We start from the raw sequence: 23399 nt of genomic DNA, 5'->3' as shown, positions 1-23399 counted from the left end.
CTGGATGAACATTGTCCGCACCACGCTTGCCGAAATGGCCGCATTCGACGAAATCATCGATGTGCGCTCGCCTGCCGAATTTGCCGAAGACCACATTCCCGGAGCCATCAACTGCCCGGTTCTGGATAACGAACAGCGCATCCAGGTCGGCACACTCTACAAACAGGTGTCCCCCTTCGAAGCCAAGAAAATCGGTGCGGCACTGGTTGCCGAAAATATCGGACGGCATCTGCGCGAACGCTTCCTCGACAAGCCCAAAGACTGGAAACCCCTGATCTGCTGCTGGCGCGGCGGCAATCGCAGCGGCTCGATGACCACCATCTTTCGAGCCATCGGCTGGAAAGCCTGCCAACTGGAAGGTGGTTACAAAACCTACCGCAGCCACGTTATCGCCGAACTGGAAAAGCTGCCGGCAACCTTCCGCTTCAAGGTGATCTGCGGACCGACCGGCAGTGCCAAGACGCGCATCCTGCAAGCCATTGGCGATCTGGGTGAGCAAATTCTCGACCTGGAAGGCCTGGCCAGCCACAAAGGTTCGGTACTCGGTGTATTGCCCGGTGAACCACAACCCAGCCAGAAATGGTTTGAAACCAGCCTGCTCCTCGCCTTGCAAAAATTTGATCCGGCCCGGCCGGTTTATGTTGAAGCCGAAAGCCGGAAAATCGGCAACCTGCATTTGCCGCAAGCCGTGATCGATGGCATCCGCGGCGGCCAATGCCTGAGCATCGAAGCCAGCCTGGCCGCCCGCGTTCGCTTCCTGATGGTCGATTACGATTATTTCCTGACGCTGCCTGACTTACTCATCCAGCGACTCGACGTGCTCCAGGGCCTGCAAAGCCGGGAGACACTCGCCCGCTGGCATGATCTGGTGCGCGCCGGCGATTGGCAGCCGTTGGTCGAGCAATTGCTTGAACAGCATTACGACCCACTTTACCGCCGCTCGCAAAACCACAACTTCGGCGGCCTCGACAAACCGACTATTTTTGCGTCGGATGACCTTTCGCCAGCCGGCATTCAATCTCTGGCAGAACAAATCGCTCAGTCGCAGACGGCACAAACCGACTGACGCATTGCCGGTTTGGGCGCTGCGGTCAACCCTTCGGCAAAGGCCAATTCGCGCAAACCGGCGGCGGCAACTCGTTGGCGCAATTCGCCCGGCTGAAGCAAGAAATCCGGATTCGATGGTTTGCCATAAGCCTCGTTGCCCAGCATGAAAGTGTCGTAAATCAGAATGCCACCCGGTGCGAGCAGCGCCATGACATCACTCAAACGGGCGCGCCACAGGTAATTCGTCACCACGATTCCGTCAAATCGCAGGCCTTCCAACGGCCAGGCCTCACCTTCAAGATCCATTTCCTGCACGGCAACGCCCGGTACATCACGCAAAACAGCCAGCGCACCGGCATCGCGATCGACAGCCAGAACGGAATACCCGCGTGCCGCCAGAAAACGGGTGTGTCGCCCGCTGCCACAAGCCAGATCGAGCACCCGGCCATTCACCGGAATATAGCTGGCAAAGCGCTCAACCCACGGCGAGGGGCGTATCATTTCGGGGATTTCATTCACGGAGGCTGTCATGTCAGGTTTGGTCGTCGTAGCGGAAAATGGATTGGGAAGATACCAGCAGGAAGTGCGTGCCGGCCAGCACCGCCTGATTGCCGACGAACCGACCGACATGGGCGGCGCCGATGCAGGCCCGGCTCCGTTCGATTTCCTGATGTCCGGTCTTGGCGCATGCACCTCGATGACCCTGCGCATGTACGCCGAGCGCAAGGATTTGCCGCTCACCGGCATCCATGTCGAACTGAGCCATGAAAAAATCGAGATCGACGGCAGCAAGCGCGATCAAATCAACCGGACAATCAAGCTCGATGGCCCACTGAGCCAGGAGCAGCGTCAACGCTTGCTTGAGATTGCCGGCAAATGTCCGGTTCACCGGGCACTTTCCGGCTCGATCGTGCTCCCTTGCAAACTGGCCGAATAGTCCTTTATCCCTACGCGAGACATGGATTCAAACATCAATTTGTGCTAGGATTGTGCACTGCACAATAACAGCCTAAACAAGGGGCTCACCATGCTGGAACAGCACTATCTGACTGCTCTTTTCGAACCGAAATCGGTCGCCGTGATTGGCGCATCCGATCGTGAAAACTCGGTTGGCAACGTCATTTTCAAAAACATTCTCGGCTCGGGTTACAAAGGCCGCCTCTACGCGATCAATCCGAAGCACGAAACGATTCAGGGCCAGCCGGCCTACAAGTCGATCGAGGAAATCGGTGCCCGCGTTGAAATGGCGATCATCGCCACCCGCCCGCAGACCGTACCGCAGATCATCGAACAATGCGGCCGTAGCGGCGTGCGCAACGCCATCGTGATTGCCTCGGGCTTCTCCGAAGCCGGCCACATCGGGGCGGCGCTGGAACGCAAGGTGCTGGAAATTGCCCGTTCCTACAATGTTCGCATCCTGGGCCCGAACTGCCTCGGCATCATTCGCCCGGAACTCGGCCTCAACGCCACCTTCACCAAGATTACCGCCAACCCGGGCAACCTCGCCCTCGTCTCGCAGTCCGGCGCCATGTGCTCCGCCGTACTCGACTGGGCCAAGGCCAACCAGGTTGGTTTCTCCTCGGTGATTTCGCTCGGCATGACGGCCGACGTCGATTTCGGCGAAATTCTCGATTACCTGATCTACGACAGCCGCACGCACTACATCCTGATGTACGTCGAAGGTATCCGTAACGCCCGCCGCTTCATGAGCGCCCTGCGCTCGGCCGCGCGCATCAAGCCGATCATCCTGCTCAAGGCCGGCCGCCACGAAGCCGGTGCGATGGCTACGGCCACCCACTCCGGCATGGCCGCCGTCTCCGATACCGTGTTCGATGCCGCTGTGCGCCGTGCCGGCGTGGTCCGCGTCCAGAACGTCGGCCAGCTGTTCTACGCTGCCAAGGCACTGGCCTCGAAATTCCGTCCGCAGGGCAATCGCCTGGCGATCATCACCAACGGCGGCGGACCTGGCGCGATGGCTGCCGACCGCGCCGGCGACCTTGGCATTCCGCTGGCCCAGTTGTCGAACGAGACCATGGCTGCGCTGAACAAGGTCCTGCCCAACACCTGGTCGCACAGCAATCCGATCGATATCGCCGGTGATGCAACACCGGAGCGTTATCGCGAAACCATTCTCGCCGTCACCCAGGACCCTGGCGTCGACAGCACGCTGGTCATGCTCTCGCCGCAGGCCATGACCGAACCGATGGAAGTCGCCAAGGCGATCATCGAAGTCGCCGACAAGCTGAATCGTTCGCTGATCTGCTGCTGGATGGGCGAAGAGCAAGTCGCTTCGGCTCGCAAGCTGCTCGAAGATGCCGGCATTCCGGCCTTCCGCATGCCGGAAACCGCGATCGAACTGTTCCACCACATCTCCAAGTATTACCGCAACCAGAAGCTGCTGCTGCAGACTCCGGAGCCAACCCGCCAGCATGGCCGTCCGGAAGCTGAAGGCGCCAAGATGCTGATCGAGGCGCTGCTCGCCGAGCGCCGCAAGGTCCTTTCCGAAATGGAATCCAAGGCCATCCTGCGCGCCTTCAAGGTGCCGGTTGCCCAGACCATGGTCGCCCGTACCGCGACGGAAGCCCTGCTGCTTGCCGAGCAGATCGGTTTCCCGATTGCCATGAAGGTTGATTCGCCGGACCTGCCGCACAAGTCGGATGCCGGCGGCGTGCGTCTCAACATCGTCAATGCACCGGCTGTACGCAACGCCTATCACGACATCATCGATACGGTCAGCAAGCGTCATCCGAATGCCAAGATCAACGGTGTTTCGATCGAGCCCTTCCTGTCCCGCCCGAATGGCCGCGAACTGATGATCGGCGTTTTCCGCGACCCGATCTTCGGGCCGGTCATCACCTTCGGTGCCGGTGGTTTCGACGTCGAGATTTTCAGCGACCGCTCGGTTGCCCTGCCGCCGCTGAACAAATTCCTGGCCAAGGATCTGATCGATTCGACCCGCGCCTCGAAAATCCTCGACCAATTCCACAACATGCCGCCGGTCGACCGCGAAGCGATCAAGGAAGTCCTGCTTTGCATCTCGGAAATGGTCTGCGAACTGCCATGGATCATGGAGCTCGACCTGAACCCGCTGATCGTCGATGAAAACGGCGCCATCGCTGCCGATGCCCGTATCGTCATCGACCATGCCGCCGGCGCCAGTGGCGACCGCTACGCTCACATGTCGATCTATCCCTACCCGGTGCATCTGATCCAGGAATGGCAGATGAATGACGGCAAGGTCGTCACCATCCGCCCGATCCGCCCGGAAGATGCCGACATGGAGCAGGAATTCGTCAAGAACATGTCCGACGAATCGCGTTACTACCGCTTCATGGACACTCTGCGCGAATTGACCCAGACGATGCTGGTGCGCTTCACGCAGATCGACTATGACCGTGAAATGGCGCTGGTCGCCACGCTGCCCGACGAAGATGGCAAGGAACAGCAAATGGGCGTCGCCCGCTACGTCGTCAATCCGGATGGCGAATCGGTCGAATTCGCACTGGCCGTCGGCGATGGCTGGCAGAAGTGCGGCGTTGGCCGCAAGCTGATGACGGCGCTGATCGAATGTGCCCGGATGAAGGGTTATCGTGCCGTGGTCGGCGATGTATTGTCGACCAACAGCAAGATGTTCCGCCTGATGACCAGCCTTGGCTTCACCATCCATCCGCACCCGGACGACACTGCCGTCAAGCGCGTCGTCAAGCCGCTGACCGGCTAAACAGGAAGGCCGGAAGCTCCCAAAGCCCGATGAAGCTCATCGGGCTTTTTCATTTTCAAGGCTCAGACAGCAGCATCCTGGCGGTGGCCGGCCGCGTGCAGTTGATGCAGCAGATTTTCCAGGGCCCGGGCAAAACCGGGCAGATCGGTCAGTGGACTTTGCCGGACTCGTGCCGGCAAGGACTGTCGCATCCCCTTCAGTGCCGGCGTCGACTCCGCCAGACGAACCGCCTTGTCGACATAGTCGTCAATCGAATCAGCAACCAACTCATCAAGACCCAGCGGGCTGACGATAGTCGCGCTCATCCGTGAATGCAGCGCGTCACCAGCCAGGCAAATCAGTGGCACCCCGGCAAAAAGCGTATCGAAAGTGGTGGTTCCCCCATTGCAGGGAAAGGGGTCCAGCGCGATATCGATATCGCGGAAACGGGCGTGATATTCCTCGGATGAAATATTGGCCAGTATGTGCAAACGTTCGCGCGCGATGCCGTGCTCGGCAAAACGCTGGTTCACGATGTCGAAATAACGCTCATCCTGACTGTTGACCGCAAGAAACAGACGCGAATCAGGCACACGATGCAGAATCCGCGACCAGGCCGCGACGCAGCCAGGACTAACCTTGCGGAAATTATTCAGGCAGCCGAAGCTGATCCTACCGTTCCGCTCAAAAGGGTGCTGCGTACTATCACCCGCAAAAATCTGGCTGGCTTGGCGTACGCAGTGGCAACCCGGCAAATCGACCGCCACGGCTTGTTCGCTGCACCATTCGCCACGCAACAGCACGGGGTCGGAAGGGACCAGGATGTAATCCATCGCCCGGATACCCGTCGTTCCTGTCGAGCCCAGCCAGCTGATCTGGACCGGCGCCGGCTTGCGGGCAAAAAGAGGCAAGCGGTTGCCGGCGGTATGACCGGAAAGATCGATCAGAACATCGATGCCATCCTGGCGGATCAGTGCAGCGACCGCATCGTCACCCAAAGCGGCTATCGCATGCCAGGCCCGAACCTGTGTTTTTGCCTGTTCGGAGAAGGCATCCGGCAATGTCGCGTTGTCATAGACGAAGTGCTCGCAGCGATTGGCATCGAAGCATGCCAGCATCGGAATCACGAAGAGACCCACCGGATGTCGGCGCAAATCGGCGCTCACCCAACCAATGCGCAATTTATTTGATCGAGCCGCAAGGGGCGGCGGCAGTGCCTCTGCCGGTGGAAGTCGAGCCTCGAAGGCACGCGCCTCGGCCAGAATATCCTGCGCACTGACGCGGTCAGAATGCAACATGGCCCAGAGCAGGTTGGACGCATCGTCGACCCGATGCGGCGAACCGGCCAGCACCTGCCTGAAAAGCCGAATGGCACTATCCGCCTCGCCATTCAAGCCATGAGCGGATGCCAGCGCACTCAATGCGGCCGGACTATCCGGCTGCAGACCGAGCAGATGATTGGCTGCGGCCTGGCTTTTCTGCCATTGCCCTTGACGGGCATAGGCAACGATCAGATTACTCCAGGCAGCGAGATTCTCCGGATTGCAGCGCAGCGCGGTTTCAAGATTTTCCTGGGCAATATCGAATTGATTGCGCAGCGAAAAAACCAGACCCAGACCAACATACAACTCATCGGCCGCAAGACCGTATTCATGAGCCGTCGCGTAAGCTTCGATCGCCTGCGACCACTGACCGGCCTGGGCCAGCGACAAACCGAGATTGCGGTAAGCCTGCGGATCACGGCTGCCAAGGGCGATGACCCGTTGCCATAATTCAACCGCGTCGAGCCAGCGTCCGGCGGCGGCAAGTGCCTGCGCCTCGTTGAACAGCGAGTTTTTATCTGCCAATTTTTTCCCTGGGTATCCGGAATATTTTCGACAACAAAAAAGCCAGTCAATCGACTGGCTTTCTGTCCTGGAATTTCGTGGGCGGTTTTTATTCGCCGAAAAAATTCACATCGTACGGGTAAGACTTCTGCGGCACCTTGGAAGCGGCATTGCGCGTCGAGGTATCGACATCCTGTTTTTTGTCCCACCACAGGGCGCGCCCAGCCTTTTGATCTTCAACCCAGGCCGGATTCTTTTCCAGTTGTTCGTTCATCCACTTCGTGTGATCAGACACGTAGCTCGTATTTACGTCACCCATTTGGCTGCTTTCCTCAAGCTGATCGAGACAATTCCGCGATTCTAGCACGTCAGTGGAAGACGATGGGGCGTGCCATGCCGGTGCAGTAATGATCGAGAAAGGCATCGATGGTTTCTTCATCACGCGATGCTTCAGGGATTTCTTCCATCGCATGCCTGAAGTGCCAGGCCAATGGTCCCTGCAAGTACAGGGTTCGCAACGCTTCCTTGTCGAATAGTTCAAAACCCTGTTGCGCCGGGTAGGCCAGAATCCAGAAGTGGGCACTGCTGTAAATGACGTTCATCACACACCTCCATGATGGCGACTTGCCTGAGTGTATCTACGTCACCCGCCACGAATTCTGTAGCGACAATGATCAGGAAAAATATTTTTCCCACCCCGTCGGAATGCAGCGAAAGGCGGCGGCACGACAGCAATTTTGAACTTTTCACGCATAATGCTTCCTTGACTGAAAACACCTGACAGCGCACTGCTTTGACCAAGCCGAGTTCCAACTCACCTGATGACTTGAGCCATCGTCCGCCGGACACGATGGATGAACGCGTGCTGCTCGAAAAATACATGCCGCTGGTCAAGCGCGTCGCATCGGCACTCAATCAGATGAAGCCGGCCTTTCTCGATCAAAGCGACGTCATCCAGGATGGCATGATCGGCTTGCTGCGGGCGATTCGTTCGAACCGTCTCGATGCCGGCGAAGCCCAGTTCGCCAAATTCGCCGGGATCAACATTCGCGGGGCGATCATTGACGGCTACCGCGCCGTGGGTGGCATGTCGCGCCACGAATACGACAAGGCCAAGCAGACGCGTCAGGCGGTTGCCGAGGGACGCGAAGTTTCGCCTGAAGAACAGGCCAGAGCCGATGAAATGCTCAATATGGCCTGGCGCCCGGCAATGAATATTGGTGATGAATCACCCGATGAATTCAGCGTGGCCGACCCGCAGCCCGGGCCTGAACAACGTGCCGAAGCCAACCAGTTGTTGCGCCGCGCCGTCGATCAACTGCAACAGACACCAGTCCGCGATCGAACCATTTTCATTGCCTGCGAACTGCATGGCGAAAAACACAGCGAAGTCGCACACCGCTTCGAGTTGTCGAGTGGGCGCGTTTCGCAAATACTGCACCAGGTTCGCCAGGAAATTATCAAGGCCATTGCCTGACTTTTTTCATATCAAAACAGCCCACAGCGGAGACAAACCATGCCGTCACTTCTACCCCAACCCGATCCCCAAGGCTTGCTTGAGTACTCGGTGGTCTATACCGACCGCGCACTCAACCACATGTCGCAGCGTTTCCAGGGCGTCATGAAAGACATTTCACGGATCTTGAAAAAGGTTTACAGCGCCCAGGCGGCCATCGTCGTGCCAGGTAGCGGCACCTTCGGCATGGAAGCGGTTGCCCGCCAGTTCGCCACCGACCAGAAAGTCATGGTCATCCGCAACGGCTGGTTCAGCTTCCGCTGGACGCAGATTTTCGACATGGGCCGGATTCCGGCCGAAAGCATCGTGTTCAAGGCCCGCCAGACCGGCAGCAGCAGTCAGGCACCGTTCGCCCCTGCGCCGGTCGACGAAGTCGTCGCGACCATCCTCCGGGAGAAGCCGGCCGTGGTCTTTGCCCCACACGTCGAAACGGCTTCCGGCATGATCCTGCCCGACAGCTACCTGCAAGCCGTCAGCGAGGCCGTTCGCGCGGTCGACGGGCTTTTTGTGCTCGATTGCATCGCCTCCGGCACGGTCTGGGTCGACATGCAGGCCAACGGGGTCGATGTGCTGATCAGTGCGCCGCAAAAAGGCTGGAGCGGCTCCCCCTGCTGCGCGCTGGTCATGCTCGGCGAACGCGCCCGCGCCAGGATCGAAACAACGACGAGCAGCAGCTTTGCCTGCGACCTGAAAAAATGGCTGCAGATCATGGAAGCCTTTGAGAACGGCGGCCACGCCTACCACGCCACGATGCCGACCGATGCGCTGGCCACGATGCGCGACGTGATGCTCGAAACCGAAGCCTATGGCTTTGACAAGGTTTGTGCCGAACAACACGAACTCGGCCGCCAGGTCCGCGCCCTGCTCGAAAGCCGCGGCTTCCCCAGCGTGGCGGCGGCCGGTTTCCAGGCGCCGGGTGTCGTCGTCAGCTACACCAGCGACGCCGATATCCAGTCGTGCAAGAAATTCCTCAACATCGGCCTGCAGACGGCCGCCGGCGTACCGCTGCAATGCGATGAACCCGCCGATTTCCGGACTTTCCGGATCGGCCTGTTCGGGCTGGACAAACTGCACAACCCGGAACGCACGGTCGCTTCGCTGGCCCAGGCACTCAAGCAACTGGGCTGAAGGCGCACGGGGTGAATACTGCGGTCGACCCGCAAATTCACCCCGTTTTCAACCGGATCGGCAACACGGTAAAACATTCTTTACGCAACGCACCGACATGAAAAATTCAAGCAGACTGGTATTGGCAACGGCAATTGCAGCGCTGGCTGGCGGCGGATATTGGTACGCGAATACCTCCAAGGCCAACTCGACCCCCCAGCCCAAAGTTGCCGTCCCAGTCCCCGTCGCCGTTGCAACCGCACAGACCGGCGACATGCCGATCCTGTTCGGCACAATGGGTCGCGCCGAAGCCTACGAAGGCGTTACGCTCAAATCACGAATCGATGGTCAGGTACTCTCCGTGGCCTATACCGAAGGCCAGCAAGTCAAGCAGGGCGATGTCCTGATCCGGCTCGACCCGGCCGATTTCAATGCCAAGGCGATGCAAGTCGAAGCCCTGCTGGCCAAGGATCAGGCCCAGTTGAGCAAAGCCCATGCCGATGTCGAACGCTACCAGGCCCTCAAAGCCAAGGGATTCGTCTCCGATGAAAAGGTCAACGAAATTCGCACCAGTGAGGCGGCGGCGGCAGCCACCGTGCAGGCCGACAAGGCAGCGCTCGAACTGGCCCGCCTGCAACTCTCGTACGCGACCATCCGCGCCCCCTTCTCCGGCGTCATCGGTGCCCGCCTCGTATTCCCCGGCTCATCGGTCAAGACCAACGACACGGCGCTGGCAGTCGTCAATCGGGTCAATCCGCTCTATGTCACTTTTTCGGTTCCCGAAAAGCTGCTGCCCAAACTGCGCCAGGCAATGAGTCAGGGGCCGATGAAGGTGCAGGTCAACCTGCCCGGCAACAAGGAACAAAAGCTGGAAGGCACCGCCAAATTCATCGATAACGCGGTCGACGCCGCCAATGGCACGATTTTGATGAAAGCCATCCTGGACAACAAGGACGGCAAACTGACGCCGGGCCAGTTCCTCAATGTCGGCATGACACTCGACAAGCTGGCCGACGCAGTATTGATCCCGAACGAAGCCATTCAGCAAGGCGCCGACGGCAATTTTCTCTACGTCGTCAAACCGGACAATACGGCCGAGGTACGAAAAATCGAGGTCATCTCGACCTATCAGGGCATGTCGGCCATCACCCAGGGACTTGCCGCCGGCGACAGCGTGGTCACCGATGGCCAGCTCCGCCTGACGCCCGGCGCAACCGTCAAACCGAGGCAAGGCAAAGCGGCTGAAGCAGCCAGCCCGGCCACGCCGGCAGCAGCACCGACATCCGCCGCCAGCCCGGCACCGAGCGCACGCTGAAGGTTGCCCGATGAATTTGCCTGAACTCTGCATCCGCCGGCCGGTAATGACCACGCTGATGATGGTCGCCCTGCTCATTTTCGGCCTGATCGGCTACCGCTCGCTGCCGGTCTCGGAATTGCCGGCCGTCGACTTCCCGACCATCTCGGTCAGCGCCAGCCTGCCCGGTGCCTCACCGGAAACCATGGCTGCCGCAGTCGCGACGCCGCTTGAAGGCCAGTTCTCGACGATTGCCGGCCTCGATTCGATGACCTCGACCAGCGCCCAGGGCTCGGCGACGATCACGCTGCAGTTTTCGCTCGACCGCAACATCGATGCCGCCGCCCAGGATGTGCAATCGGCCATTTCCGCCGCGCTGCGCAAGCTGCCGCCGAACATGCCGACGCCGCCCTCCTTCCGCAAGGTCAATCCGGCCGATTCGCCGATTTTCTACATCGCGATGTCGTCGCCGACCCTGCCGCTTTCGCTGGTGCACGAATACGCCGAAACACAATTGGCCCAACGTTTGTCCACCGTCCCTGGCGTTGCGCAAGTGCAGATCTACGGCTCGCAAAAATTTGCCGTCCGCATTCAGGCCAACCCCGACCAGCTCGCTGCACGCGGCGTCGGGATTGATGAGCTCCAGCAGGCCATTGCCCAGAACAACGTCAACCAGCCGGTCGGCCAGCTCGATGGCCAGCGCCAGACCTTCGCCCTGAAAGACAACGGCCAGCTCTCTTCCGCCGCCGCCTATCGCCCGCTGATCGTCACCTGGCGCAATGGCGCCCCGGTTCGCCTTGAGGACGTGGCCAGCGCGGTCGACGCCGTGGAAAACGCCAAAATCGCCAGCTGGCACATCGACAAGCGCGCCATCGTGCTGGCCATCCAGCGCCAGCCGGGTGCCAACACGATTGAAACGGTCGATGCCATCAAGCGCATCCTGCCCTCCTTCCAGGCCAAGCTGCCGGCGGCAGTGGACATGAAAGTGCTGTTCGACCGCAGCCATTCGATCCGCGACTCGATCGAAGACGTGCAATTCACGCTCGTTCTTTCCGGCTTCCTGGTCATCATGGTCATCCTGCTTTTCCTGCGTAACCTCTCGGCCACCGTGATCCCCAGCCTGGCCCTGCCGATTTCGGTGGTCGGCACCTTTGCTGCGATGTCGGCGCTCGGCTACAGCCTGGACAATCTTTCGCTGCTCGCCCTGACCCTGTCGGTCGGCTTCGTCGTCGATGACGCCATCGTCATGCTGGAAAATATCGTGCGTCACGTCGAAGCCGGCGAAACGCCGTTCGAAGCGGCGATCAAGGGGGCCAAGGAAATCGGCTTCACGATCATCTCGATGACCATTTCGCTGATTGCCGTGTTCATTCCGGTACTCTTCATGCAGGGCATCGTCGGCCGTCTGCTACATGAATTCGCCGTGACCATCTGCGTCGCCATTCTGGTTTCCGGATTTGTCTCGCTGACCCTGACACCCATGTTGTGCAGCCGTTACGTCAAGCATGCCGAGCCGGATTCGCACGGCAAGGTTTTCCTGATGTTCGAGCGCTTCTTCGACGCCCTGCTCGGCGCTTACGAAAAAACGCTCGGACTGGCGATGCGTCATCCACGCACCGTCCTGGCCAGCTTTTTCGCCACGCTGGCGCTGACCGCCTACCTGTTCACGCTGGTTCCCAAGGATTTCCTGCCGAGCGGCGATTCCGGCCAGATCATCGCCTTCACCGAAGGCGCGCAGGACGCCTCGTTCAAGTCGATGGTCGAACATCAGCGTGCGGTGGCCGAAATCGTCGCCCAGGAGCCGGACATTGCCTCCTTCATGTCGGCCGTCGGGGCCGGCGGCATCCGCCCGACCGCCAACACCGGCACTGTGTTCATGATTCTCAAGCCGCGCCATGAACGGAACTCGACGCCGGACCAGATCATCCAGCGCCTGCGCCCCAAACTGGCCGCCGTACCGGGCATCAAGGTGTACATGCAGAATCCGCCGGTCATCCGCATTGGCGGGCAGATTACCGCGGCGCAGTATCAGTACACCTTGCAGGACACCGATCTTGACGAGTTGTACCAGTGGACCGCGACATTGACCCAGAAGATTCGCCAGATGCCGGGCTTCGTCGATGTCACCAACAATCTCAACAACATGAGCCCGGTCGTCGGGCTGGATATCGACCGCGACAAGCTGGCCTCGCTCGGCCTGACCTTCGGCCAGGTCGAGGATGCGCTGCAGAGTGCCTTCAGCGCCCGCCAGGTATCGACGATCTACGGCAGCACCGCGCAATACCAGGTAATTCTCGAAGTGGCACCGGAATTCCAGGCCGATCCTGAAGCCCTGTCGCGACTCTATGTGCGCGGTAGCGGCGGCAAGCTGATTCCGCTCGACACCGTAGCCCGCTTTAACAAGAAAACCCAGGCACTGACAGTCAATCACCAGGGCCAGTTGCCCTCGGTGACGATCTCGTTCAACCTGATGCCCGGCGTTTCGCTCGGCGACGCGGTCGACAAGATCAAGGCAATGGAACAGGAAATTCGCGTCCCGGTGTCGCTCAGCACCAGCCTGCAGGGCACGGCGCAAGCCTTCCAGTCATCGCTGCAGGGCCTCGGCATGCTGCTGCTCGTCGCCGTGCTGGTCGTCTATCTGGTGCTCGGCATTCTCTACGAGAGCTTCATCCACCCGCTGACCATTCTCTCCGGCCTGCCGTCGGCCGGCCTCGGCGCGCTGATCACGCTGCTCATCTTCAAGGTCGATCTCAGCCTCTACGCCTTCGTCGGGGTCATCATGCTGATCGGCATCGTCAAGAAAAACGCCATCATGATGATCGACTTCGCGCTCGAAAAGCAGCGCAAGGAAGGCGTCGCCCCGGCCGAAGCCATCTTCCAGGCCAGCATCGTCCGTTTCCGGCCGATCATGATGACCACCATGGCAGCACTGGTCGGCACCTTGCCAATTGCCCTCGGCATCGGCGCCGGCGCCGAAGTCCGTCAGCCGCTCGGTCTGGCCGTGGTCGGCGGACTGATGTTGTCGCAACTGCTGACGCTCTATCTGACGCCGGTGGTTTACCTCTATCTCGACCGGTTTACCGCGAAAGACAGCCTGGCCGGCCAAGCAGCCTAGCTTTTCCTTTCGCGCGCCCCGAACAACAATGGCGCCACGTTGTCGGCGAGCAGCAAGCCGACAGCCAGAACAGCGCCGGTCAGCAGCATTTCGGTAATCAAGCCAATGCCGCTGGCGCTGTCATGGCCCATCAGGGCGTTGATGCCGCGAAAGCCCATGCTGCCGGGCACCAGCGTAATCAAGCCGGGAATCTGAACAAGAATCCCCGGCTGCCCCGAGAAATAGTGATACAAATGGCCGGCCAGCGCGACACTCAGCGCGCTGACAAATGCACCGACCACGTTGCCCAGCAGACTGCTGACCAGGCTATAGACAGCCCAGGCCAGCAAGCAGGCGGCAACCGAGACATGCACGGCGCGGAACGGCGCCTGGAGCACCCCGAGCAATGACACGCCAAGCGCGGCAATGGCCGGCCAGATCACCCAGGCCGGCAGTGGCAGTGGGCTGCCGGCCGGCACCAGTGGCAGCAACTGCTGGCCGATTTGCGTACCAATCGCCAAGCCTGCGCCCATCATGAAGAGCAGCACGAAGGCACCGACCAAGCGGCCGGTGCCGGCCAGCAAGTTCTGCGTCGCCAGTTCGGAGAGCGCGATGGTCAGCGTAAATCCGGGCAGCAACAGAACGACGCCAGCAACCGCCGTTATGAACGTTGCCTGACCGGGAAAAACCAGGCTCAAGACCTGGGCGCAGAAAGCGGCGAGCAGGCAGAGAATCACCGGCGCGGCAGGCCCGAGGCGCGGCGTCCGGGCCAGCGACTGGTAGGCGGCCACGAAAATCATGCCGACCAGGCCACCGCAGACCACCTCGACCCAGCCGCCGCGCAACAGCACAGCGACCGAAGCAGAGAGCAAAAAGCCGAAAACGACAAACGGCCAGCCACGCCACAAGGGAGGTGCGGCCATGATGGCATTAAGCCGGGTCGCATAATCATCCAGCGCATCAAGGCTGGAAAGATCGTCAATCAAGGCTTCGAGCGCGATCAGCCGGGCCATGTTGTAGTCGTAGCCGGGCAAGCGAATCATCTCGGTATGCCGCTCGCCGGCAGGATTGACAATATTCAGGGTGAGCATCGTCAACACGGCGAAACTCTCGATCTGCACACCAAGACGCTGCCCGATGGCATTCAGCTTGCGCTCCAGATCGTGCGCCGGCATGCCGCTGAGATGCATCGCCTCAGCCAAAGGACGGAGAAAGCGGACCAGCCGATCGAGATTGTCAGTCATGCCGATCCACCGGCTTCTGTTCTCCGGCGGCCACCGGGAAGCCCAGCCAATTCTCGGCCGGCGGCAAGGGACATGTGGCAAATGCCGTAAAGGCGCACGGTGGGTTATAGGCGTAGTTGAAATCGAGGCAGATTTTCCCGTCGACCGCAGGCTTCATTTTCAGGAAGCGACCGGCGCCGTAGCTCGACTTGCCGCTCGTCCGGTCACGAAAAACGAAGAAAACCTCCTGCTCGCCAACCGACATCGGCAATAGTTCGACCGGCTGACCATCAACGAGGAATACGGCCTTGTGCGTCACCGTGACCGGCTTGAGATCTCCGCTGACATTCGGCACAGCCATATCGAGTGGCGGAGATAGTTCAAGCCAGTCCGCCGTGATGCACCATGCCGGGTCATCGTCGAAATAAGCCAGACCGCCAAATGGACGGCTTGCCGCCCAGGCACGGTCGCGTAGACGAACGGCCAGTTGGCCGTCGCGGTCGACCACAAAAAAAGACAGATTTTGATGATCGATCACGGTCGGCGGCCCCGCCAAATCGGTCTGCAAAGACTGCGCCGCGCCAACCACCGGCTGCCAAAGCAATGTATCGCCTTGCCAGATGACATCGCCGAGCTTCTCCGGGCCATCGGGCAGCTGGATCACCGCACTCTCGTGGCAACCGACTTGATTGACGCCCGGACTCAGCCAGAACAGGCCGATCATCCCCAGCCAGCTGTCCGGCGCACTCAATTCAGCGTGGCGCTGCGCTTGCCAGGCTTTAAGGTCATTCAACATTCAGTTCTTTCCACATTCTTTTACAATCTCTTTGTTGCCCATTCGGTCAATCACGCGTTATTTGCTTACCAGTCGGTTGACCACAGCCTTTGAAAAGGAAATGACCATGAAAAAAACGCTCTTTGCAATACTTGTGGCGGCTTCGCCGCTTTTAGCCAATGCCGTGGATGTTAACGTCAATCTCGGCAATGTTCGCGTCCAGGCACCTGGTGTCACCGTGACTTTTGGCAGCCGCAATGACCGGGGCCATTACTGGGACGGTTATGAATGGCGCGACCAGGATTACTGGAAACGCCATAACGGCCCGCGCGGGGAAAAGTACTACACCGGACGCGGCGACAACGGCGTACCGCATCAGGGCGGCGGCCATTGCCCTCCGGGCCAGGCTAAAAAAGGCAACTGCTGATCATCCCGGAACCATGAAAAATGGCGAGGCTGCGTGCCTCGCCATTTTCATGCCTGAACCCGAAATCAGTTCTTGGTAAACCGCATGATACCGCCGGTTGCCGGATCGCAACTGACACAGATCGTGTCCTTGGCGGCAAACTTGCCTTCCAGAATGGCTCGGGCCAGCGGATTTTCGATCTGCTGCTGGATCGCCCGCTTGAGCGGTCTGGCTCCGAAAACCGGATCAAATCCGGCCTGAGCCAGCTCGGCCAGGGCACTATCCTCAACAACAATGCCCATTTCAAGCTGAGCCAGCCGCTTTTCGAGATAAGCGAGCTGGATTCTGGCAATCCCGGCAATGTGTTTTTCGGCCAGACTGTGGAAGACCACGACCTCGTCGATCCGGTTGACGAATTCCGGCCGGAAATAGGTTTTCACCTCGGCCATCACCGCCATCTTGATCACGCCGTAATCGTCGCCCGACATCTGCTGGATCATCTGGCTACCCAGATTCGACGTCATGACAATGACCGTATTCTTGAAGTCGACCGTGCGCCCCTGCCCATCGGTCATCCGGCCATCGTCAAGCACCTGCAGCAGCACGTTGAAAACGTCCGGATGCGCCTTTTCGACCTCATCAAGCAGGATCACGCTGTACGGCTTGCGGCGCACCGCTTCGGTCAGGTAGCCGCCCTCCTCGTAGCCGACATAACCCGGCGGCGCGCCGATCAGGCGGGCAACCGAATGCTTTTCCATGAACTCGCTCATGTCGATGCGGATCAGGTGATCCTCGGCATCGAACATGAACTCGGCCAGCGCCTTGCACAACTCGGTCTTGCCAACGCCCGTCGGGCCAAGGAAAAGGAAGGAACCGTAAGGCCGGTTCGGGTCGGACAAACCGGCCCGCGACCGGCGAATGGCATCGGCAACCAGACGAACAGCTTCATCCTGCCCGACAACGCGCTGATGAAGGCGATCCTCCATCTTGAGCAATTTTTCACGCTCACCCTGCATCATCTTGCTGACCGGGATGCCGGTTGCACGACTGACCACTTCGGCAATTTCCTCGGCACCCACCTGGGTCCGCAACAATTTATTCTTGCGCCCTTCTCCTTCACCGGACTTTTCGGCAGCCTTCAACTGGGCTTCAAGTTGCGGCAGCTTGCCGTATTGCAATTCGGCAACCTCACCCAGACGCCCCTCGCGCTGCAGCCGCGAAATATCGGCCTTCAAGTGATCGATCTCTTCCTTGATGTGCGCCGAACCGAGCACCGCCGATTTTTCGGCCTTCCAGATTTCCTCCAGGTCGGAGTATTCCTTCTGCAGCTTGACCAGCTCGTCCTCGATCAGGCCAAGGCGTTTCTTCGAGGCATCATCCTTCTCGCGCTTGACGGCTTCACGCTCGATCTTGAGCTGGATCATCCGGCGCTCAAGGCGGTCCATCACCTCCGGCTTGGAGTCGATTTCCATCTTGATCCGGGCTGCCGCTTCATCGATCAGGTCGATCGCCTTGTCCGGCAGGAAACGATCGGTGATGTAGCGATGGCTGAGCTCAGCCGCCGCGACGATGGCCGGGTCGGTGATATCGACACCGTGGTGCAATTCGTATTTCTCCTGCAGGCCGCGCAGGATGGCGATGGTTGATTCAACACTCGGTTCATCGACCAGCACCTTCTGGAAACGACGCTCCAGCGCCGCATCCTTCTCGATGTACTTGCGATATTCGTTCAGCGTGGTCGCACCGATGCAATGCAGCTCGCCGCGGGCCAGGGCCGGTTTGAGCATGTTACCGGCGTCAATCGCGCCCTCGGCCTTGCCGGCGCCAACCATGGTGTGGATTTCATCAATGAACAGGATGATCCGCCCGGCTTCCTGCGAAACCTCCTTGAGCACAGCCTTCAGACGCTCTTCGAATTCGCCGCGATACTTGGCGCCGGCCAGCAGGCCGGCCATGTCGAGTACCAGTACCTTCTTGCCTTTCAGGGTTTCCGGCACTTCATCATTGATGATGCGTTGGGCCAGGCCTTCGACAATCGCTGTCTTGCCGACCCCCGGTTCGCCGATCAATACCGGATTATTTTTGGTCCGGCGCTGCAAAATCTGGATCGCACGGCGGATTTCATCATCACGGCCGATCACCGGATCAAGTTTGCCCTGGGCGGCACGTTCAGTCAGATCGATGCAATATTTCTTGAGTGACTCGCGCTGTCCCTCGGCATCCTGCGAGTCGACGCCCTGCCCGCCACGCACCGCCATGATCGCGGCTTCGATGGCTTTGCGGCTCAGGCCGTGCTGCTTGGCCAGCCGACCGGTTTCATTCTTGTCATCAGCCAGCACGAGCAGGAACATTTCGCTGGCGATGAATTCATCACCACGCTTCTGCGCTTCCCGGTCGGTCAGGTTGAGCAGATTGGTCAGGTCGCGCCCCAACGAGACATCGCCGCCATGGCCGGAAACCTGCGGCAGGTTTTTCAGCGAACGTTCGAGATCATTGCGCAGGCCCGGCACATTAACCCCGGCACGCGACAGCAGGGAACTGGTCGCTCCATCCTCCTGGCTCAGGAGCGCAAGCAAAAGGTGCTGGGGTTCTATAAACTGCTGATCACCGCCCAGCGCCAGACTCTGGGCATCACCTAAAGCCTGCTGGAATTTGGTCGTAAACTTGTCGAGTCGCATTTTTCGTCCTCCGGACATGAATCGTCTGATAGATCCCATATGGGGCTGGACGATTTGTTTTCAACCGGCGGGAATTGATTCATGTCGGTGAAACTTTAAATAATCTATGCTAGATTGGGCTATTACTTTCGGCATACAAAAATAACAAGGAGGATGCACCATGTCCACAAATGGAATGACGCTGCGCAGCAAGCTGCTGGCCATGACGATCGCAACGATTGCAGCCCTTGTATTTCTGTTCGGAGTCCTGCTTTCGAGTGAACGACACCAGTTGCTCGAAGACCGCCAGGACAAGGTCAGAAATCTGGTTGAGGTTGCCCATGCGACCATTGCCTTTTACGAAGGCGAAGCTCGTGCTGGACGCCTCTCGACGGAGGACGCGCAAAAAGCCGCGATGGCAGCCATCCGCGCCATGCGCTATGACAAGGTTGAATACTTCTGGATTCACAACCTCAACAACCTGATGGTGATGCACCCGATCAAGCCGGATCTTGAAGGCAAGTCACTCGACCAGCTGAAAGACAAGAACGGTAAATTCTTCTTTGTCGAGTTCAACAAGGTCGTCAATGCACAGGGGGCGGGGTTTGTAGACTATCTCTGGCCGAAGCCCGGCTCAGACGAAGGCGTGCCAAAACTGTCCTACGTCCAAGGATTCACCCCGTGGAACTGGGTTATCGGTTCTGGTATCTACATTGATGACGTTGATGCCAAGTTCCGTGCCGACGCAATCAAGCTGATGATCTGGGGGTTGGGCATCGGTGGTTTTGTGGCCATTTCGCTACTTCTGCTGTCACGCAACATCATCCGGACGCTGGGCGGTGACCCATCGCTTGCCTCGGCCGTCACCAAGCGCATTGCCGCAGGCGACCTGACCACCACAGTGGAATGCGCCGCAGGCGACAACGACAGCCTGCTGGCCAACATCCGAACCATGCAGCACACCCTGCGCGACATGATCTCGACCATCATCGGCAATGCCGAACAAGTTGCCACCTCGGCCGACGAATTGATGCACGCCTCGGAAGAAGTGGCTGATCGTGCGCGCCAACAAAGCGATGCGGCCTCCTCGATGGCGGCTGCAGTTGAACAGATGGCGGTGAGCATCGATCAGGTCAAGGAAAATGCCGATGAAGCACACGGCATTTCAATCGATGCCGGCAATATTTCCCAGGAAGGCGCGGCCGTCATTCATAACGCAGCCAATGAAATGCGCAAGATTTCGGATGCAGTCCAGTCGTCCTCCACAATCGTCGAAGATCTCGGCCGTCAATCCGACCAGATCACCTCGATCGTCAATACGATCAAGGAAATTGCCGACCAGACCAACCTCCTCGCCCTGAATGCTGCCATCGAAGCGGCACGGGCTGGCGAACAAGGTCGCGGCTTTGCCGTCGTCGCCGACGAAGTGCGCAAACTGGCCGAACGGACCAGCTTGTCCACCACCGAAATCGGCGGTATGGTCGGCAAAATCCAGAACGGCACGCGCAGCGCGGTCAACAGCATGCAAGCCGGGGTGACCCAGGTCAGCAACGGTGTCGAACTGGCCAACCAGGCAGGCGACTCGATCAATCGCATCCGCGATGGCGCCCAGCGCGTCACACAGGTGGTCAACGGCATTTCCGACTCGATTCGCGAGCAGAGCCAGGCCGGCAACCAGATTGCCCACCAGCTCGAAACCATCGCCCAGATGTCGGAAGAAAGCGCGATTGCCGTTGAACATACGACTGCAGCAGCACGTCAGCTACATGCGCTTTCCGCCTCGTTGCACAAGGCGGTCGCGCAGTTCAAGACCTGATCAGCAAGCAACCGACACAAAAAAAGGAGGCCTCGGCCTCCTTTTTCATGGGCGATTAATTAACCCTGTTTCGTTGCCCAGCGTGCCGCAGCCGAATCATCCTTGTCGCGCGCGTCGACCCAGCGGGCGCCTTCCGGCGTTGCTTCGCGCTTCCAGAACGGCGCCCGTGTTTTCAGGTAATCCATGATGAACTCGCAGGCAGCAAAAGCTTCGCCGCGGTGCGCGCTGGTCACAGCGACAAGCACAATCTGATCGCAGGGTTTGAGCGGCCCGACGCGATGGATAACCAGCGCATCGTAGATATCCCAGCGCCCCTTGGCTTCAACGACGATGGCTTCGAGTGCCTTCTCAGTCATGCCGGGATAATGCTCCAGCGTCATTTCCGAGACGCTGGCACCGTCGTTGATATCGCGCACCAGCCCGAGAAAACTGGCCAGGGCCCCCACCCGGGCGTCGCCAGCCCTTAGCGCGGTCAACTCCGCGCCGAGGTCAAAATCGGCTTCCTGCACCCGGACGGTCATGATCAGATTACCTCGCGCGCTTCTAGGAAGCGCAGATTGGGATACTTTTCCTTGACCATGTTGAGATACACATTGTTCGGTGCCAGATAGACCGGATCATCGGCACCGTCGAGCGCGACATTGGCACTGTAACGGTCGGAAAGCTGGCGCAGTTCGGTGGCATCGCCATGAATCCAGCGTGCCGTCGAACAGTTGTAGCTTTCGAAAATAACCTTGACGCCATATTCGTTCTCAAGGCGGCTGGCCACGACGTCAAACTGCAGGATGCCAACAGCGCCCAGAATCATGTCGGTACCGGACAGCGGCCGGAACAGCTGGGTCGCGCCCTCTTCCGCCAGCTGCTGCAAGCCTTTTTGCAGCTGCTTGATCTTCAGCGGATTGGCAATCCGGGCCAGACGGAAATGTTCCGGCGCAAAAGACGGAATACCGGTGAAGCGCAGGTCTTCGCCTTCAGTAAAGGTTTCGCCGAGACGAATGGTGCCGTGATTCGGAATACCGATGATGTCGCCCGGATAAGCTTCATCCGTCGTACTGCGGTCGCGCGCCATGAAGGTAATGGCGTTATTGACCGCCAGCAGCTTGCCGCCGGCCCCCTGCTTGACCTTCATGCCGCGCTCGAACTTGCCTGAGCAAACGCGCAGGAAGGCGATACGGTCGCGATGCTTGGGGTCCATGTTGGCCTGGATCTTGAACACGAAACCGGAAAACTTGGCTTCATTCGGCTCAACACGACGCGTCACCGCCGGGCGGGAAATCGGTGCCGGCGACAGGTCGACCACGGCATCGAGCAAACTCTGCACGCCGAAGTTGTTGACCGCGGAACCGAAGAAGACCGGCGACTGCTGGCCAGCCAGGTAGGCATCGACATCGAAGGTGTGCGAGGCGCCGCGCACCAGTTCGATGTCGGTACGCAATTCGTCGGCCTGCACGCCGATCAGTTCGTCGAGACGCGGATTGTCGAGGCCCTTGATGATCTCGGCCGTGCCCTTCTCGGCCTGCGGGTCGAAGAAGGCGATTTCGTCGTTGTAGAGGTGATAGACACCGCGGAAACGCTTGCCCATGCCGATCGGCCAGGTCATCGGCGCGCACTGGATACCGAGCACCGACTCGATTTCGTCGAGCAGGTCGATCGGCTCCTTGCCTTCGCGGTCGAGCTTGTTGATGAAGGTCAGGATCGGCGTATCGCGCATGCGGCAAACGTTGAGCAGCTTGATCGTCTGCGCTTCGACGCCATTCACCGAGTCGATCACCATGGTCGCCGAGTCGACGGCCGTCAGCGTGCGGTAGGTATCTTCGGAGAAGTCCTCGTGGCCCGGTGTGTCGAGCAGGTTGATCATGCATTCGCGGTACGGGAACTGCATCACCGACGACGTGACCGAGATGCCGCGCTGCTTTTCCATCTCCATCCAGTCGGAGGTCGCATGGCGCGAAGCCTTGCGGGCGCGCACTTCGCCGGCCACCTGGATGGCGCCGCCGAACCACAGCAGTTTTTCGGTCAGCGTCGTTTTACCGGCGTCGGGGTGGGAAATGATCGCAAAGGTGCGACGGCGGGCAATTTCAGTATCGAGAACAGTCACGGCAAGCTTCAAAAAGCGGAAAGACCGCGATTATACCTTTTGCCGCAGTGCAACACGCCGAACTCAAGCAAGCGGCAATACTTCGCGATACAAGGCGCGGCTGGCATAAGCCATCCAGGGCAAGGTCAGCGGTAGTAGCGGCAGGAGGAAAACACTCCCGATCACTGCGGTCGACAACAAAACAGCCCACGAAATGGCGGGAATAAAATTGCTGAAAACCCCTTTCACGCTGCTGACCACGGCTTCGACCAGACCCGCCCGCTGTTCGCAAAGCAGGGGTACGGCAAAGACCGAGACACAAAATAGCAGGAAGGCCACGACGGCCCCCGAAACGGCCGACCAGCGAACAAATCGTGCCACACCATCGGCTGCCGGCTGCAGGTCGCCAAGCCAGACCGGCACGTCACCCAGCATGTAAGCGTAGAGAATTGCCGCGTCGGTGACGAAGATCATGAACAACAGGCCGCAAACCAGCGCCAGCGCCCACAAGGCACCGGACGCCTGTGAAAAACCGTGGAATATGCTGGTGATGCCTGTTTTTTCGCCCGCCTCATGTGCCTGGGCAATCCCGAAAAATCCGGCCAGAATCGCCGGCCCAATCAGCATGAAGGCGCCGGCAGCCGCAATGATGAACGGCGTCCAGCCCTGGCGCAGCAGCCCGCCGATGATCAGCCCGCCGGCGATTACAAAAATCAGGGAGTAGCCGATGCTGACGCCACGCGTCGCATTGGCCATGCGCCAGCCTTCAGCCAGAGCGCGTTGCAGGGTGGCAAATGAAAATGGACGAAGCAGCATGGGAACTCACAAAAGGATGGGCGAATAACGCCCAGCCTAGCCGAA

At 59.5% G+C, this 23399-nt stretch carries 19 protein-coding genes; 9 read left to right on the top strand and 10 right to left on the bottom strand.

Annotation, left to right across the window (positions count from 1 at the left end):
- Positions 1–4 precede the first annotated feature (4 nt).
- Positions 5–1066: a tRNA 2-selenouridine(34) synthase MnmH gene (gene mnmH, locus KI614_RS07105; RefSeq protein ID WP_226408865.1), complete on the top strand. Its 1062-nt coding sequence runs from the start codon at positions 5–7 to the stop codon at positions 1064–1066.
- Here mnmH and KI614_RS07100 read toward each other — a convergent pair.
- The gene (locus KI614_RS07100; RefSeq protein WP_319002846.1) at positions 1039–1566 is read right to left on the bottom strand and encodes a class I SAM-dependent methyltransferase; all 528 of its coding nucleotides are present in this window, start codon (positions 1564–1566) and stop codon (positions 1039–1041) included. The genes mnmH and KI614_RS07100 overlap by 28 nt on opposite strands.
- Before the next feature lie 10 nt (positions 1567–1576).
- On the opposite strand from KI614_RS07100, the gene KI614_RS07095 reads away from it, so the two are divergent.
- Complete coding sequence (locus KI614_RS07095; protein ID WP_226408863.1) at positions 1577–1984, top strand: OsmC family protein; 408 nt, start codon at positions 1577–1579, stop codon at positions 1982–1984.
- Between the two features lie 90 nt (positions 1985–2074).
- On the top strand, positions 2075–4768 hold the full coding sequence (locus KI614_RS07090; RefSeq protein WP_226408861.1) for a bifunctional acetate--CoA ligase family protein/GNAT family N-acetyltransferase: 2694 nt from the start codon (positions 2075–2077) through the stop codon (positions 4766–4768).
- Positions 4769–4830: 62 nt separating this feature from the next.
- Here the strand turns inward: KI614_RS07090 and KI614_RS07085 are convergent, their stop codons facing one another.
- The 3 genes from KI614_RS07085 to KI614_RS07075 all read right to left on the bottom strand — a co-directional run bounded on the left by KI614_RS07085 (position 4831) and on the right by KI614_RS07075 (position 7175).
- Positions 4831–6594, bottom strand: coding sequence for a tetratricopeptide repeat protein (locus tag KI614_RS07085; RefSeq protein ID WP_226408859.1), 1764 nt, complete (start codon positions 6592–6594; stop codon positions 4831–4833).
- Positions 6595–6682: 88 nt separating this feature from the next.
- A complete protein-coding gene (locus KI614_RS07080) occupies positions 6683–6892 on the bottom strand; it encodes a DUF3460 family protein (protein WP_203466336.1) in 210 nt (69 codons plus the stop codon).
- Between the two features lie 49 nt (positions 6893–6941).
- On the bottom strand, positions 6942–7175 hold the full coding sequence (locus tag KI614_RS07075; RefSeq protein ID WP_203466335.1) for a DUF3567 family protein: 234 nt from the start codon (positions 7173–7175) through the stop codon (positions 6942–6944).
- Positions 7176–7399: 224 nt separating this feature from the next.
- Between KI614_RS07075 and KI614_RS07070 the strand changes: the two genes are divergently transcribed.
- The 4 genes from KI614_RS07070 (at position 7400) to KI614_RS07055 (ending at position 13605) form a co-directional block, all read left to right on the top strand.
- A complete protein-coding gene (locus KI614_RS07070) occupies positions 7400–8050 on the top strand; it encodes a sigma-70 family RNA polymerase sigma factor (protein ID WP_226408857.1) in 651 nt (216 codons plus the stop codon).
- A 39-nt stretch (positions 8051–8089) separates the two neighbouring features.
- Complete coding sequence (locus KI614_RS07065) at positions 8090–9217, top strand: aminotransferase class V-fold PLP-dependent enzyme (RefSeq protein ID WP_226408855.1); 1128 nt, start codon at positions 8090–8092, stop codon at positions 9215–9217.
- 97 nt (positions 9218–9314) lie between these two features.
- Positions 9315–10511 carry an efflux RND transporter periplasmic adaptor subunit gene (locus KI614_RS07060; protein ID WP_226408853.1) on the top strand — a complete coding sequence of 399 codons (1197 nt, stop codon included), beginning with the start codon at positions 9315–9317 and terminating at the stop codon, positions 10509–10511.
- A gap of 10 nt (positions 10512–10521) precedes the next feature.
- Positions 10522–13605, top strand: a complete 3084-nt coding sequence (locus KI614_RS07055) for an efflux RND transporter permease subunit (protein ID WP_226408851.1) — start codon at positions 10522–10524, stop codon at positions 13603–13605.
- On the opposite strand, the gene KI614_RS07050 is transcribed toward KI614_RS07055, so the two are convergent.
- Together KI614_RS07050 and KI614_RS07045 are read right to left on the bottom strand one after the other, a co-directional pair.
- A complete protein-coding gene (locus KI614_RS07050; RefSeq protein WP_226408849.1) occupies positions 13602–14828 on the bottom strand; it encodes a threonine/serine exporter family protein in 1227 nt (408 codons plus the stop codon). The two genes, KI614_RS07055 and KI614_RS07050, sit on opposite strands and share 4 nt — an antisense overlap.
- The gene (locus KI614_RS07045; RefSeq protein WP_226408848.1) at positions 14821–15603 is read right to left on the bottom strand and encodes a DUF1684 domain-containing protein; all 783 of its coding nucleotides are present in this window, start codon (positions 15601–15603) and stop codon (positions 14821–14823) included. The genes KI614_RS07050 and KI614_RS07045 overlap by 8 nt, the downstream gene beginning before the upstream one ends.
- A 106-nt stretch (positions 15604–15709) precedes the next feature.
- Here KI614_RS07045 and KI614_RS07040 point away from each other — a divergent pair, with 106 nt between their 5' ends.
- A complete protein-coding gene (locus tag KI614_RS07040; protein WP_203466328.1) occupies positions 15710–16009 on the top strand; it encodes a DUF2502 domain-containing protein in 300 nt (99 codons plus the stop codon).
- A 65-nt stretch (positions 16010–16074) separates the two neighbouring features.
- Here KI614_RS07040 and clpB read toward each other — a convergent pair whose 3' ends face one another.
- The gene (gene clpB, locus KI614_RS07035; RefSeq protein WP_226408847.1) at positions 16075–18666 is read right to left on the bottom strand and encodes an ATP-dependent chaperone ClpB; all 2592 of its coding nucleotides are present in this window, start codon (positions 18664–18666) and stop codon (positions 16075–16077) included.
- Between the two features lie 160 nt (positions 18667–18826).
- Here clpB and KI614_RS07030 point away from each other — a divergent pair, with 160 nt between their 5' ends.
- Complete coding sequence (locus KI614_RS07030) at positions 18827–20461, top strand: methyl-accepting chemotaxis protein (protein ID WP_226408846.1); 1635 nt, start codon at positions 18827–18829, stop codon at positions 20459–20461.
- Between the two features lie 59 nt (positions 20462–20520).
- Here KI614_RS07030 and moaE read toward each other — a convergent pair whose 3' ends face one another.
- From moaE to KI614_RS07015, 3 genes are all read right to left on the bottom strand, one after another.
- On the bottom strand, positions 20521–20982 hold the full coding sequence (moaE, locus tag KI614_RS07025) for a molybdopterin synthase catalytic subunit MoaE (RefSeq protein ID WP_226408845.1): 462 nt from the start codon (positions 20980–20982) through the stop codon (positions 20521–20523).
- Positions 20983–20984: 2 nt separating this feature from the next.
- Positions 20985–22559 carry a peptide chain release factor 3 gene (locus tag KI614_RS07020; protein ID WP_226408843.1) on the bottom strand — a complete coding sequence of 525 codons (1575 nt, stop codon included), beginning with the start codon at positions 22557–22559 and terminating at the stop codon, positions 20985–20987.
- Between the two features lie 63 nt (positions 22560–22622).
- Positions 22623–23354: a DUF2189 domain-containing protein gene (locus tag KI614_RS07015; protein WP_226408841.1), complete on the bottom strand. Its 732-nt coding sequence runs from the start codon at positions 23352–23354 to the stop codon at positions 22623–22625.
- Positions 23355–23399 lie beyond the last annotated feature (45 nt).

Source organism: Dechloromonas denitrificans, assembly GCF_020510665.1.
Taxonomy (GTDB): Bacteria; Pseudomonadota; Gammaproteobacteria; order Burkholderiales; family Rhodocyclaceae; genus Azonexus; species Azonexus denitrificans_B.
The sequence above is the reverse complement of the archived record's forward strand: the minus strand, read 5'-3'. Positions and strand labels throughout refer to the sequence as shown.

Excerpts from the sequence above, each read along its gene's own strand:
- mnmH (WP_226408865.1), top strand. The coding sequence starts at position 5 with ATGAACATTGTCCGCACCACGCTTGCCGAAATGGCCGCATTCGACGAA.
- KI614_RS07095 (WP_226408863.1), top strand. The coding sequence starts at position 1,577 with ATGTCAGGTTTGGTCGTCGTAGCGGAAAATGGATTGGGAAGATACCAG.
- KI614_RS07090 (WP_226408861.1), top strand. The coding sequence starts at position 2,075 with ATGCTGGAACAGCACTATCTGACTGCTCTTTTCGAACCGAAATCGGTC.
- KI614_RS07080 (WP_203466336.1), bottom strand. The coding sequence starts at position 6,892 with ATGGGTGACGTAAATACGAGCTACGTGTCTGATCACACGAAGTGGATG.
- KI614_RS07075 (WP_203466335.1), bottom strand. The coding sequence starts at position 7,175 with ATGAACGTCATTTACAGCAGTGCCCACTTCTGGATTCTGGCCTACCCG.
- KI614_RS07065 (WP_226408855.1), top strand. The coding sequence starts at position 8,090 with ATGCCGTCACTTCTACCCCAACCCGATCCCCAAGGCTTGCTTGAGTAC.
- KI614_RS07060 (WP_226408853.1), top strand. The coding sequence starts at position 9,315 with ATGAAAAATTCAAGCAGACTGGTATTGGCAACGGCAATTGCAGCGCTG.
- KI614_RS07055 (WP_226408851.1), top strand. The coding sequence starts at position 10,522 with ATGAATTTGCCTGAACTCTGCATCCGCCGGCCGGTAATGACCACGCTG.
- KI614_RS07050 (WP_226408849.1), bottom strand. The coding sequence starts at position 14,828 with ATGACTGACAATCTCGATCGGCTGGTCCGCTTTCTCCGTCCTTTGGCT.
- KI614_RS07045 (WP_226408848.1), bottom strand. The coding sequence starts at position 15,603 with ATGTTGAATGACCTTAAAGCCTGGCAAGCGCAGCGCCACGCTGAATTG.
- KI614_RS07040 (WP_203466328.1), top strand. The coding sequence starts at position 15,710 with ATGAAAAAAACGCTCTTTGCAATACTTGTGGCGGCTTCGCCGCTTTTA.
- clpB (WP_226408847.1), bottom strand. The coding sequence starts at position 18,666 with ATGCGACTCGACAAGTTTACGACCAAATTCCAGCAGGCTTTAGGTGAT.
- KI614_RS07030 (WP_226408846.1), top strand. The coding sequence starts at position 18,827 with ATGTCCACAAATGGAATGACGCTGCGCAGCAAGCTGCTGGCCATGACG.
- moaE (WP_226408845.1), bottom strand. The coding sequence starts at position 20,982 with ATGACCGTCCGGGTGCAGGAAGCCGATTTTGACCTCGGCGCGGAGTTG.
- KI614_RS07015 (WP_226408841.1), bottom strand. The coding sequence starts at position 23,354 with ATGCTGCTTCGTCCATTTTCATTTGCCACCCTGCAACGCGCTCTGGCT.